This is a genomic window from Bradyrhizobium sp. HKCCYLS3070 (assembly GCF_051167575.1).
In the GTDB taxonomy this organism is placed as follows: Bacteria; Pseudomonadota; Alphaproteobacteria; order Rhizobiales; family Xanthobacteraceae; genus Bradyrhizobium.
The window spans coordinates 164,916-178,038 of record NZ_JBNPTI010000007.1 but is presented as its reverse complement, the minus strand read 5'-3'; the positions used below and the strand labels follow the sequence as shown (position 1 = coordinate 178,038).

Here is a 13,123-nt window from a genome sequence, read left to right as displayed (position 1 = left end):
GTCAGTGAGAGGAGCTGGGTGGCGAGGCGATCACCGTCCGCACACCGGGCTCCAGAAGCTTCAGCCGCGCACCGAACCCGAGCGCATCGAAGGTCTTGCGCAGGTCCTGCGCGCTCTGGCGGAAATGCGCCCAGCCATCCGTGTGAACCGGAACGATGGCGGCCTCGGCAAACACGCGCGCGGTCTCGATCGTGTCGTTGGTGTCCATGGTGAGGTGGAACGGCCCGCGTGTCTGCGCCGCTCCGGCAAAAGGCATCACGACGCCAGGCTTGAAACGCCGCGCCACCTCCGCCACGCCGTCATAGAACACCGTGTCGCCACTGACATAGACGGGCGCGCCGTGCTGCGGGATCAGGACGAAGCCGATCACATCGCCCGCGAGCGGCTCGATGCCGGCGGGACCATGGCGCGCCGGCGTCGCCGCGACCGTCAATGTCCTGCCGCCTTTGCTGAGCTGCGTCGTCTGCCACGGCGCCAATCCTTCCGCCAGCGCACCGAGCCTGCTTGCGCCGACTTCCGTCGTGAGCACGCGCGGTGCGCGTCTCAGGAAGGCGCGGCCGCCATGGTCGAGATTGTCGGAGTGCTGATCATGGCTCAGCAGCACCGCATCGACCTCCCCGATCGCCTCAGCGGTCATCGCTGGTCCAGTGAGCTTCTCCAGTACGACATGCGGCAATTCATAGCGGCCGGGAGCATCGAATGTGGGATCGGTCAGCAGGCGGAAGCCATCGATTTCGATAAGGGCGGTCGGGCCGCCGATCAGGGTGATCGCAACACTCATGACGATGCTCCAATGATACGGGCCGGCGCCCGCGTGACCAGATAGATCCCAAGCGCGACGGGAACGACGCCGAGCAGGTCCTGCAGCGCCACGTGCTCGCCGAGCACCAGGAAGGCGAAGATCATCGCGAGCGGCGGCATCACGAAATGATAGGCGCTGGCCGCGGTCGCGCCGCATACTTTCAAGAGATGGAACCAGAGCACATAGGCCAGGATCGAGCCGCCGAGCACGAGGAAGGCGAACGCGCCGATCAGTTGCGCATTCGGCACGATCTCGCCCACGTGCGACACGCCGAGCGCGACCGGCCATAACACCAGCCCGGCTGAGAGGTTCTGGATGCCGTTGCCGACCCACAGGCTGCCCTGCGGGGCGAGCTGCTTGAACAGGATGGTGCCGGTGACGATCGAGGCCAGCGCCGCCAGCGTATAGAGAATGCCTTCGAGCTGGTCGGTGCCGACGGACATACGGTGCCAGACGATCATGGCGACGCCGATGGTGCCGAGCGCGAGGCCCGAGATTTTGCGCAGGGTCAGCGGCTCGCCCAGCAGCAGCGCCGCGAGCACCGCGGTGAACACCGGATTGGCCGAGACGATCAGGCCGCCGAGCCCCGCCGACACCGTCTGCAGCCCGGTGTAGCCGAGACCGAGATACAGCGCGTTGTTGGCGATGCCGATGATCGCGAACACGGCCGCATCGCGCCAGCTCATGCGCAGCTCGCCCCGGACCGCCGGCACCACAAGAATGAGGACACCGGCGAGCGAGAACCGCGCCGCGAGCAGCAGCAGCGGCGGACAATAGGTCACCCCGATCTTGCCGGCAACGAAGGCAAAGCTCCACAACAGGCAGAACAGGCCGATTTCGAGCGGCAGCAGGTTGGACTTCACGGGGCTCACGGCAACGGAGGATACGGACGACATCGGAGGTCTCCTTCGCCGCCGGTGTAGGGCTGTTCTTTCCCATTTGGAAATTAAATGATAGACTGACACTCAGTGGTTTTTCAAATGGAGGCCCGGCATGCTCGATCTGGACCTGTTGCGCAGCTTCGTCTCGGTGGTCGAGGCGGGCGGCTTCACCCGCGCGAGCGAGCGCGTCCACCGCACGCAGTCGACGATCAGCCAGCAGATTCGCCGGCTGGAGGACGACCTCGGCCAAACGCTGCTCAACCGCGACGGCCGCGAGGTCACGCCGACCGAGGCCGGCGAACGGCTGTTGTCCTATGCCCGCCGCCTGCTCGCGCTCGCCGAGGAGGCCCGCGACGTCGTGGCGCGGCCCGGACCCGACGGCGCGGTGAAGCTCGGCATCCCCGAGGATTTCGCGGCCTACCGGCTCGCCAAGCTGCTCGCCGCGTTCTCGCGCGCCCACCCCGATCTGCGGCTCGACGTGCGCGCCGACCAGAGCCTCAACCTCAAGCGCGACATCGAGCGCGGCGATCTCGATCTGGCGCTGCTCAAGCGCGGTGCCGACGATGCACACGCAGCGATCGCGGCATGGCCGGAGCAGGTCTATTGGGTGACCAGCAAGAGCCATCCGGTCAACCTCGAGGCCCGCTCGCTGCCGCTGATCGGCTTCCCGCTCGGCTGCATCTATCGCACCCGCGCGATCCATGCGCTGGAGAGCGAGGGACGCGCCTGGCACATGGCCTACACATCGTCGAGCCTCGCCGGCATCCAGGCCGCGGTCGCCGCCGGCATGGGACTGAGCATCCTGTCCGAGATGTCGGTGCAGGCGGAGCACCGCGTGCTGACGGCCCGCGAGGGCTTTGCGCCGATCGAGCGCACGGAGGTCGCGCTGCTCGCCTCGCCCGACGCCAGCCCGGCGACGTTGCGCCTGGCCGACCGGCTGGCCGAGTTCTGCGAGAAGGTGCAGGCGAAGGCGGCCTGACGGGCATTCGTCCGCGGCTCCGGCGACCATGACGCCACGAGGACGCTTCGTTCCCTCTCCCGCTTGCGGGGGAGGGCTAGGGAGGGGCCGCTCCGACGGCGGTGCGCTTGGCGCCCCCTCTCCAACTCTCCCCCGCAACCGGGGGAGAGGGCACAGCGGTGCGCGCGGCGGGCATGATCAGTCCAACTTCGAATGATCCGTTCGACCTCTGATCACTCATCCAACTAATGAATTTCCATCATCCAACTAATAGCACCGCGCCGCGGCGATGCTGTGCAGACGCCTATCTCCCAGCACATGCGCGATGAAGGCGCGCTTCGGAAACAGCTTGGCGAAGACCGCGTCGCGCACGCTCAGGCCCCCGGCATAGGCGCCGAACGCCGGCATCACGGCGCGCTCGCCATCGCAGACGAAGCAGCGCCGCTCCAGCGTGCGCGCTCGTGTCGCGACGCGCGCCTTCGGATGCAGATGGCCGGCGATCTCGCCGCGCGCGCCGGAGGGCTCGTGACGGAACGTCACCGCGCCGAGCGTGACCGCGTCGGCCAGTTCGCCGCCGATGCCGCGCGGGGCCGGATCGTGGTTGCCGGTGATCCAGACCCAGTCGCGGCCGACCTGCAGGTTGGCGATGCAGGCGCGGTCGTCGCCGGTGAGACGCGTATGCGCATCGCGATCGTGAAAGCTGTCGCCAAGCGCGATCACGACGCGCGGATTGTAGTGGGCGATCACGGCTGTGAGGCGATTGAGAGTCGCAACGGTATCGAACGGCGGCAGCAAGGTGCCGCGCGACGCGTAGCTCGAGCCCTTTTCCAGATGCAGATCGGAGACGACGAGCAGACGCTGCTCGTCCCACACCAGCGCGCCGGAGAGATCGACGCGCAGCGCGGTGCCGGCGACGTCCATCATGCCCGATGCGCAGAAAGTCCCCCGCAAGTCCGCCTCGCTTCTCGATCTACCCCATCGCTTCCTTCACGAGTTCCTCGGCAGCCTCGGCCAGGAGCTCGTCGGCGGCCTCGCCATAGACGGATTCGCGGCCGATTTCCAGCATCACCGGCACCGCCAGCGGCGAGACGCGATCGAGTTCCCGATGGGTGATTCGTCCCTCGATGCGCTGGAGCATATCACCGAGCCGCTTCAGATCGAGCAGGCCGGTGGCGGCATCGGCGCGCGCCGCGCGCAACAGCATGTGATCGGGCTGATGCCGGCGCAGGACGTCATAGACCAGATCGGTCGAGAACAGCACCTGGCGGCGCGTCTTCTCCTCGGTCGTCGACCGCCGCGCGATCAGGCCGGAGATGATGGCGCACGAGCGGAACGTGCGCTTCATCAGCGCGGATTCGGCGAGCCACGCCTCGAGATCGTCGCCAAGCATATCCGGGTCGAACAACGCGGCGAGATCGAGCCGCCCCTGTTTGACCATCAGCGACATGTCGCCGAGCCCCCACACCGCAAGCGCATATTCGTTGGCGACGAAGCCGAGCGGCCGGGCGCGCGCCCGCTCGAGCCGGCGCGTCAGCAGCATGCCGAGCGTCTGATGCGCGAGGCGGCCCTCGAACGGATAGCAGACGATGTAGTGCTTGTTGGAGCGCGGGAAGGTCTCGACCAAAAGCTCGCGCCGGGCCGGGATGCGCGACACGTCCTTCTGCAAGGACAGCCAGTCGCGCACCTGCTCCGGCAACGCGCTCCAGGCGGTGCGGTCGTCGAGCAGGCCGCGCACGCGCTCGGCGAGATAGGTCGACAGCGGAAACTTGCCGCCCATGTAGGACGGCACCTTCGGATCGGAATCATTGGCGCGCGACACATAGACCTGGTCCTCGGCCAGCGCCTCGTAGCGCACGATCTCGCCGCTGAACACGAACGTATCGCCGAGGGTGAGGCCTTCGATGAACGCCTCCTCGATCTCGCCGAGCAGCCGTCCGCCGCGCGCGATCGCGCCGGTCGTGCCCTTGGCCCCGCCGCGCGAGCGCACCAGCCGCACCTTCAGCATCGCCTCCTCGACAATGGTGCCGACGTTCAGGCGATAGCTCTGCCGCACCTTGGGATTGGCGACGCGCCAGCGCCCCCTCGCATCCTGCTTGATGCGGGCGAACCGCTCATAAGTCTTCAGCGCATAGCCGCCGGTGGCGACGAAGTCGACGACATCGTCGAAATCAGCGCGCGACAGCGACGCATAGGGGGCCGCCGTGATGACCTCCACATAGAGCTCGTCGCTGAGAAACGGCTCGGCGCAGGCGCAGCCGAGCACGTGCTGCGCCAGCACGTCGAGCGCGCCGGTACGCAAAGGCGGCGTGTCCTGCGCATTGTCGGCGATGGCATCGATCGCGACCGAGCATTCCAGCACCTCGAAGCGGTTGGCCGGCACCAGCACCGCCCGCGAAGCCTCGTCGAGCCGGTGATTGGCACGGCCGATGCGCTGCATCAGCCGCGAGCAGCCCTTGGGCGCGCCGACATTGATCACGAGATCGACGTCGCCCCAATCGACGCCGAGATCGAGCGAGGAGGTGCAGACGACGCCGCGCAGCCTGCCGGCCGACATCGCATCCTCGACCTTGCGGCGCTGCGCGACGTCGAGCGAGCCGTGATGCAGGGCGATGGCGAGATTGTCGTCGTTGATGCGCCAGAACTCCTGGAACAGCATCTCGGCCTGGCTGCGGGTGTTGACGAACACGAGCGTGGTCTTGTTTCGCTTGATCAGCTCGTACATCTCGGCCAGCGCATGGCGCGCGCTGTGGCCGGCCCACGGCAGCCGCTCCTGCGTATCGAGCATCTCGACCACCGGCGGCGCGGCGCCGCCGGCGACCACGACGTCGGCCGCGGATATGCCGCCGCACGGCTGCGGCACCAGGAAGCGCGCGAGCTGCTCCGGCTCGGCGACGGTCGCCGACAGGCCGATCATGCGCATGTCCGGCGCAAGCCGCCACAGCCGCGCCAGCGCGAGCGACAAGAGATCGCCGCGCTTGGAGGTGACCAGCGCATGCAGCTCGTCGAGCACGACGCGCTTCAGCGAGGAAAACAGGAACGGCGCATCGTCGGACGACAGCAGCAGCGCCATCTGCTCCGGCGTGGTCAGCAGGATGTCCGGCGGATAGCGGCGCTGCCGCTGCCGGCGGGACACCGGCGTGTCGCCGGTGCGGGTCTCGACCTTGATCGGCAGGCCCATCTCGGAGATCGGCGCCTCGAGATTGCGCGCGATGTCGACCGCGAGCGCCTTGAGCGGGGAGATGTAGAGCGTGTGCAGGCCGGCGGGTCGCGGGATGCGGTTCGCCGTCTGCTTGCTCTTTTCCGTGTTCGCGAGTTCGACCAGTGCATTCGGCTCGGTGCCGGGTGTCACCATCGACACCGCCGCCGGAGGCCCCCCTCCCCGCCGTTCCCCCACAAGGGGAGCGGGAGTGGAGAGAGCGGATGTCTTGGCAAGAACAGAACGATGCTTCGGCGCGACGGCGGAGCCGAGCTCCACCAGGGTCGGCAGGAACCCGGCGAGCGTCTTGCCGGCGCCGGTCGGGGCGATCAGCAGCGCCGAGCGTTGCGCGCGAGCCTTCTCCAGCAGCGCCAGCTGATGCGCGCGCGGCGCCCAGCCGCGCGCCGCGAACCATTCGGTGAAATGGTCGGGCAGCGGGGCGCTGGGCTCATTCGAGGCTGGTGAGGTACGGGGCGGCACCAGAGACAGGTATGCAGTCCCGCGCATTTCGTCGAGGGCCGCAGTACTTGCACCGGCCTGCCTCCCCGCCCTCTGCTGTCGTCCCGGCGAGCGCGGCGACCCATGCAGCGGGATCGGTCGGTGAGACGCAACTGCCGGTCATCGTCCCACCCGAGCCGGTGGCTATGCGTTCGCAGGGACGACAGCAGAGGTTCGGGCTGCATCCCTGACACCATCGTCTTTGCGAGGAACGAAGCGACGAGGCAATCCAGACTGCGTCCGCGAAGGAAGTCTGGATTGCGTCGCTTCGCTCGCAACGACGACTGAGACGCAGCGCCACGCCTACTCCGTCATCGGCTTCTCGGAGATGCTCCAGTCCTTGCCGTCGAAGATCGAGATGTAGAGCGTCTTCATCGGCGTGTAGTCGTCCGGCGTGTAGGCGTAATTGACGCCATCGAGGAAGAAGGGCGAGTGGAAGCCGGCGAGTGTCGTGGCGTGCTTGAGCACGTTCTCGCGGGTCAGCGTGTCGCCGCAGCGGCGCAGGATCTCACCCATCGACACCGCCTGGCCGTAGCCGGCATAGGCGATGGTGTTGTCGGGATCGATGTTGGGCAGGTACTTGGCGCGCAGCGCCTCGAAGCCCTTGACGTCGGGATCGTCCTTCCATTGCGGCACGCCGGCGTCCTTGGAATAGCGGATCGCGACGATGTCCTTGGCATTCTCGAGGCCGGCGGCAGACAGGATCGAACGGCCGGTCGAGCCCGCCGACAGCAGCTGCAGCGGCTTCCAGCCGAGCTCGGCCACCTTGCGGATCGACTGCGACGAGGCCTTGCCCGTGCTGATGTTGTAGAACACGTCGGCGCCCGACTTCGACAGGTTGATCAGCTGCGAGTCCACCGTCGGCTCGGTGAGATCATAGGTCTGCTCCATGATGACCTGCGCCTTGCCGCCGGCGTCGGCCAGCACCTTCTTGAACGGCCCCAGGAAGTCACGGCCGAAATCGTCGTTCTGATAGAGGATGCCGATCTTGGCTTCCGGCTTCACGCTCAGCACATGCTTGGCGAGAATGCGCGCCTCCGTCGGATACAGCGGCAGGCCGGCCATGGTCCATTTGTAGTTCTTGGGGTCGTTCCACTTCGAGGCGCCGGTGTTGAGCAGGAGCTGCGGCACGCCCTTGGAGTTGAGGTATTTGTGCACGGCGGTCTGCGGCGCGGTGCCGAGCGAGCCGTACAGCGCCAGCACCTCGTCCTGCTCGACCAGCCGCCGCGTCGCCTCGACGCATTTCGGCGCGCTATAGGCATCGTCCATCGTCAGGAACTTGACCTTGCGCCCGTTGATGCCGCCCTGCTCGTTGAGCATCTGGAAATAGGCCTCGCCGACACGGCCGAGCACGCCATACAGCGAACCGGGGCCGGAATGCGGAATGGTCTGGCCGATCTTGATCTCGGTATCGCTGGCGCCGGCATCATATTTCTTCTCGGCGGCCCAGACATAGGGCGAAGCGATCGTCGAGGCGCCGATGGTCGCAAGCGCGGTGGCGCAGAAATCGCGCCGCGTCAGATGTTTTTTCATTTTTGTCTCTCCCTAGACTGCCGACATTTTTTGGCATCGGGAGAGCTGCGGCAAGAGCGAAGTTGCCGCATTGGACGCCGCGTGCAGCGCATTCAATAGCGTCTAGACTCAAGTCCTGGCCGCGACCACGGCCAGCCCGCGCACCGGCAACTGCTCCTCGGTCCGCGGCGACGCCGGCGCGAGATGGGCCAGCTTCAATCCCGCGGCTGCGATCACGCCACGGACATATTCCGCGCCATGGGCATAGCGCAGCCCCTTGCCCATGATGACACCGTCGCCGTCATGGGTCTCGACGGTCAAGGCCAGCAGTCCGCCCGGCCTCAGCACACGTTGCGCCTCGCGCAACACCGGGCCGAGGTCGCCGACATAGACCATCGCATCGGCAGCAAGAATGAGATCCGCAGACGCATCGTCCTGGCGCTGCAGCCCTGCGGTCATGTCGTCGACCTCGAGCCCGGCATAGAGCCCGGTGGCGCGCGCTTCCGCGATCATGCCGGCCGACAGGTCGATGCCGATGATGCTGTCGACGTTCTTGGCGAACGCCGCCGCGCCCAGCCCGGTGCCGCAGCCGAGATCGATCGCGCGCTTGAAGTAGGCCGGCTTGCGCTCGGCCGCGCGCACCGCGAGCACCGCCTTGAACAGGATCGCCGGCGCGCGGTAGTTGAGCCGCTCGGTCAGCTCGGCCTCGAAGCGCGGCGCATACTGATCGAACAGCGACTGCACATAGGCCTTGGGCATGTCCGACAGCGGCGCGGCGCCGAGCTGCATCAGATGCACGGCGGCGCCGTGACGATCATCCGGATCGGCGGCACAGGCGTTCTGGAAGGCCGAGATCGCCTTGTCGGTTTCGCCCAGACCGAGACGGATCTTGCCGAGCTCGAACCAGGCCGAGGCGAAGTTGGGGGCGACCTCGATGGCCTGCTCCATCACCTCGGCGGCCGCGACCAGGTCGCCCTTCAATTGCAGGTCGCGGGCGAACTCGTAGCGGCGGTCGGCGATCAGATCGCCGGAGGACAGGAACAGGCGGTGGGGCATGGGAACCATCGTCGTCAATGCGAACTTCTCATCGAGGAGATGGATGCGCGGGTCAAGCCCGCGCATGACGAGATGGAAACTGGCACGGCCTGAAAACGCGTCTTGCATGACCTATATGACCCACATGCGTCCGCAAGACATTCTGCTGCCCGTTCCGTCCGGCCTCTGCTGCAAGGCCGGCGGCTTTCACATCGATCCCGTGCGCCCGGTCGAGCGGGCGCTGATCACCCATGGCCATTCCGACCACGCCCGCGCCGGCCACGGCGCGGTGCTGGCGACCCAGGAAACGCTCGACATCATGCGGCTGCGCTATGGCGACAACTTTGCAGGCTCCACGCAGGCGATCGGCTATGGCGAGCGGATCGGGCTGGGTGACGTCACCGTCAGTTTCCACCCTGCGGGCCATGTGCTGGGCTCGGCGCAGATCAAGGTGTCCTGCGGCGGCACCTGCATCGTCGCCTCCGGCGACTACAAGGATGCGCGCGATCCGACCTGCGCACCGTTCGAGCTGGTGCAATGCGACGTCTTCATCACCGAGGCGACGTTCGGCCTGCCCGTGTTCCGTCACGGCGACGCGGCGCTGGAGGTGAACAAGCTGCTGGCCTCGGTGGTGCTGTTTCCCGAGCGCGCGCACCTGGTCGGCGCGTACTCACTCGGCAAGGCGCAGCGTGTCATCGCGCTGATCCGCGAGGCCGGCTATGATCGGCCGATCTACCTGCATGGCGCGATGGACAAGATCACGCGCTACTATCAAGACAAGGGAATCGCGCTCGGCGAGCTCCGGCCCGTGAAGGGCGTCAAGAAGGCCGAGCTTGCCGGCACCATCACCCTGGCGCCGCCGAGTGCGACCTCCGATCTGTGGACCCGCCGCTTTCCCGATCCCGTCACCGCCTTCGCCTCGGGCTGGATGCGGGTGCGCGCCCGGGCCCGGCAGCGCGGCATCGAGCTGCCGCTGGTGATCTCGGATCATGCCGACTGGGACGGGCTCACCACCACCATCGCCGCGACCGGCGCAAGCGAGGTGTGGGTCACCCATGGGCAGGAGGACGCGCTGGTGCATTGGTGCCAAGCCAAGGGGCTCGCGGCCCGGCCGCTCGATCTGGTCGGCTACGGCGACGAGGAGGAAAGCGAGGTGGTGGCCACGGAGGACGCCGAGGCATGAACCGCTTCGCCGAGTTGCTCGACCGCCTCGCCTATGAGCCCGGCCGCAACAACAAGCTGCGGCTGCTGACGTCGTACTTCCGCGAGGTCGAGGATCCCGATCGCGGCTACGCACTGGGCGCGCTCACCGGCGCGCTGTCGTTCAAGCACGCCAAGCCGGCGCTGATCCGCGACCTGATCGCCGCGCGCACCGATCCGGTGCTGTTCGCGCTGTCGTATGATTATGTGGGGGATCTCTCGGAAACCGTCGCGCTGATGTGGCCGAAGGACAGGGCGCATCATCAGCAGCTCGTTCCTGGGTACCCCCCTCCCCACCCCTCCCCCACAAGGGGGGAGGGAGCGCTGACGCGTTCGGAGTTGCTGTCTCGGTCTACATCGAGCATCGCTCCCCCTTCACGTCTCTCGTCCCCCACAGCCGCTCTCTCCGTTCCCTCCCCCCTTGTGGGGGAGGGGCAGGGAGGGGGGCACCCCACGGGCGGTCTCACGAGGGACCCCACACCCGGCCACAACGACCCGCCACCGCCGACGCTGACCGAGGTTGTCACCACCTTGCGCACCCTCGGCAAGACCGAGATGCCGCGGCAACTCGCGCAATGGCTGGATGAGCTCGACGAGACCGGGCGCTGGGCACTGCTGAAGCTGGTCACCGGCGCTTTGCGCATCGGCATCTCCGCGCGCCTGGCCAAGACCGCAGCGGCCGCGCTCGGCGACAAGGACCCGCACGAGGTCGAGCTGATATGGCCGGGGCTGTCGCCGCCCTATCTCGACCTGTTCGCCTGGCTGGAAGGCCGCGGCGACAAGCCGGTCAATCGCGATCCCGCGCCGTTCCGGCCGGTGATGCTGGCGCATGCCGTCGAGGACGACGACTTCGCCGGCATGAACGCGGCCGACTACATCGCGGAATGGAAGTGGGACGGCATCCGCGTGCAGGCGGTGAGCGGCCGCGAGACCGATGGCCGCATCGTCACGCGGCTGTATTCGCGCAGCGGCGAGGACATCACCGCTGGTTTTCCCGACCTTTTGCCGTCGCTGCACCTGCCGGGCGCGCTCGACGGCGAGCTGCTGGTGGTGCGCGATCAGCGCGTGCAGAGCTTCAACGTGCTGCAGCAGCGGCTGAACCGCAAGACGGTGTCGCCGAAGCTGATGAAGGAGTACCCGATCCACCTGCGCGCCTACGACCTGCTCGGCGACGAGGAGAACGATCTGCGTGAGCTGCCGTTCGCCGAGCGGCGTGAACGGCTCGAGGCTTTCATCAAGCGACTCGACGAACCGCGTGTCGACTTGTCGCCGACCATCGCGTTTTCCACCTGGGACGAGCTGAAGGCCGCGCGCGCCAATCCCGCATCTGCCGGCGCAGGAGACGATGCCGAAGCGGTGGAAGGCGTGATGCTGAAGCGGCGCGACGCGCTGTATCTGCCCGGCCGGCCCAAGGGACAATGGTGGAAGTGGAAGCACGATCCGCACATCATCGATGCCGTGCTGATGTATGCTCAGCGCGGCCACGGCAAGCGTTCCTCCTATTACTCCGACTACACGTTCGGTGTCTGGACGGCGGGAGACGGCGGCGATCAGCTCGTGCCGGTCGGCAAAGCCTATTTCGGCTTCACCGACGAGGAGCTCTTGCAGATCGACCGCTTCGTCCGCCGCAACACCACCGAGAAGTTCGGTCCCGTTCGGCATGTCGTGCACGAGCCCGAGCAGGGGCTCGTGCTCGAAGTGGCGTTCGAGGGCCTGCAGCGCTCGCCGCGGCACAAATCCGGCATCGCGATGCGCTTTCCGCGCATCAGCCGGCTGCGCTGGGACAAGCCGCCGCGCGAGGCCGACCGGCTGGAGACCCTGGAGCGGATGTTGAAGAGCGAGGCGCCGGCGTGACAGCGCCGGGAACATTAATTGCCGGTAACAGGCTTGCGGCGCTGAGCCGGGTTCCCCACCTGCCCTGCCGTGCCTTATAATCGGGATCGCGAATCCGACGAACCCGCCTGGAGACGATGCCATGTCGAACGACGTCAGGGACTATCCGGCCCGCGCCCGCAGCTCGGATGGCCTGTACCGTTTTCTCGGCGGCTCGCCGCTGTCGGTGGCGTTCCGGCTGGTGCTGCTGTCGATCCTGGTCGGCGTCGTGCTGTCGGCGATCGGCTTCGATCCGCTGAACATCCTGCACAGCATCCGGCTGCTGTTCATCCGGCTCTACGAGCTCGGCTTCGACGCCTTCAACTGGCTGTGGCGCTACTTCCTGCTCGGCGCGGTGATCGTGATCCCGGTCTGGCTCCTGTCGCGGCTGTTCGCCCCGCGCGGCCGATAGAGAGCCACAGCCGATGCAGCTCCGCTTCGTCGGCTGCGGTGACGCGTTCGGCTCGGGCGGCAACTCCAACACCTGCTTCCATCTGACCGGCGCGCAGACGAACCTTCTGATCGACTGCGGCGCCTCGTCGCTGCCGGCGCTGAAGCGGCTCGGCATCGCCAGCAACGCCATCGAACTGATCCTGATCACGCATTTCCATGGCGATCATTTCGCCGGGCTTCCCTTCCTGCTGCTCGACGCGCAGTTTTCGAAGCGGACGCTGCCGCTGGTGATCGCCGGCCCCGCCGGCATCACGGCGCGGCTGACGCAGGTGATGGAAGCGCTGTTCGAGCATTCGTCGCGCACGCCGCGGAAATTCGAGCTGTCCGTGATCGAGCTTGAACCGGAGCAGACGACGCGCTTCGGCGAGGTCTGCGTGACGCCGTTTCCAGTCGTCCACGGCAGTTCGGGCGGGCCGTTTCTCGGCTACCGGATCGAGGCGGAGGGCAAGGTCGTCGCCTACACCGCGGACACCGAATGGACGGAGAGCCTGATCCCGCTCGGCCGCAACGCCGACCTGTTGATCGCCGAGGCCTACACCTACGACAAGGCGGTGAAGAACCACCTCAGCCTCGCGGTGCTGGAGGCGCATCTCGATGCTATCCGGCCGAAGCGGCTGGTGCTCACCCATATGAGCGACGACATGCTGGGCCGGCTGGACCGCATCGGCCATGTGGCCGCGCATGACGGCATGAGCATCGACCTCTAGCCGGGAGGC

Annotated in this window: 11 protein-coding genes; 5 read left to right on the top strand and 6 right to left on the bottom strand. The window is 67.2% G+C overall.

The annotated features are described in order from the left end of the window. Nucleotide 1: 1 nt before the first annotated feature. Entirely contained in the window at nt 2-781 is a 780-nt protein-coding gene (locus ACQR03_RS22190) for an MBL fold metallo-hydrolase (protein WP_315751272.1), read from the bottom strand. Further along, nucleotides 778-1,698 (bottom strand): DMT family transporter, encoded by a 921-nt coding sequence (locus ACQR03_RS22185; protein WP_316187867.1) that lies wholly within the window; start codon nt 1,696-1,698, stop codon nt 778-780. Before ACQR03_RS22185 ends, ACQR03_RS22190 begins: the two co-directional genes overlap by 4 nt. Nucleotides 1,699-1,795: 97 nt before the next feature. Between ACQR03_RS22185 and ACQR03_RS22180 the strand changes: the two genes are divergently transcribed. Beyond that, the gene (locus ACQR03_RS22180; protein ID WP_316187868.1) at nt 1,796-2,662 is read left to right on the top strand and encodes a LysR family transcriptional regulator; all 867 of its coding nucleotides are present in this window, start codon (nt 1,796-1,798) and stop codon (nt 2,660-2,662) included. A gap of 246 nt (nt 2,663-2,908) precedes the next feature. Here the strand turns inward: ACQR03_RS22180 and pdeM are convergent, their stop codons facing one another. The 4 genes from pdeM to ACQR03_RS22160 all read right to left on the bottom strand — a co-directional run bounded on the left by pdeM (nt 2,909) and on the right by ACQR03_RS22160 (nt 8,903). Continuing rightward, entirely contained in the window at nt 2,909-3,562 is a 654-nt protein-coding gene (gene pdeM, locus ACQR03_RS22175; RefSeq protein ID WP_316187201.1) for a ligase-associated DNA damage response endonuclease PdeM, read from the bottom strand. A gap of 49 nt (nt 3,563-3,611) precedes the next feature. Then, nucleotides 3,612-6,344, bottom strand: coding sequence for a ligase-associated DNA damage response DEXH box helicase (locus tag ACQR03_RS22170; RefSeq protein ID WP_315751270.1), 2,733 nt, complete (start codon nt 6,342-6,344; stop codon nt 3,612-3,614). Between the two features lie 294 nt (nt 6,345-6,638). Then, nucleotides 6,639-7,868, bottom strand: a complete 1,230-nt coding sequence (locus ACQR03_RS22165; RefSeq protein WP_315717947.1) for an ABC transporter substrate-binding protein — start codon at nt 7,866-7,868, stop codon at nt 6,639-6,641. Nucleotides 7,869-7,976: 108 nt separating this feature from the next. Beyond that, the gene (locus tag ACQR03_RS22160; RefSeq protein ID WP_316187871.1) at nt 7,977-8,903 is read right to left on the bottom strand and encodes a class I SAM-dependent DNA methyltransferase; all 927 of its coding nucleotides are present in this window, start codon (nt 8,901-8,903) and stop codon (nt 7,977-7,979) included. Nucleotides 8,904-9,018: 115 nt separating this feature from the next. On the opposite strand from ACQR03_RS22160, the gene ACQR03_RS22155 reads away from it, so the two are divergent. The 4 genes from ACQR03_RS22155 (at nt 9,019) to ACQR03_RS22140 (ending at nt 13,114) form a co-directional block, all read left to right on the top strand. Next, nucleotides 9,019-10,065: a ligase-associated DNA damage response exonuclease gene (locus ACQR03_RS22155; RefSeq protein WP_434841905.1), complete on the top strand. Its 1,047-nt coding sequence runs from the start codon at nt 9,019-9,021 to the stop codon at nt 10,063-10,065. Continuing rightward, the gene (locus ACQR03_RS22150; protein ID WP_434841883.1) at nt 10,062-11,936 is read left to right on the top strand and encodes an ATP-dependent DNA ligase; all 1,875 of its coding nucleotides are present in this window, start codon (nt 10,062-10,064) and stop codon (nt 11,934-11,936) included. Before ACQR03_RS22155 ends, ACQR03_RS22150 begins: the two co-directional genes overlap by 4 nt. A 121-nt stretch (nt 11,937-12,057) precedes the next feature. Beyond that, nucleotides 12,058-12,366 (top strand): DUF6460 domain-containing protein, encoded by a 309-nt coding sequence (locus tag ACQR03_RS22145; protein WP_315717950.1) that lies wholly within the window; start codon nt 12,058-12,060, stop codon nt 12,364-12,366. 13 nt (nt 12,367-12,379) lie between these two features. Beyond that, entirely contained in the window at nt 12,380-13,114 is a 735-nt protein-coding gene (locus ACQR03_RS22140; RefSeq protein WP_315751264.1) for an MBL fold metallo-hydrolase, read from the top strand. Nucleotides 13,115-13,123 lie beyond the last annotated feature (9 nt).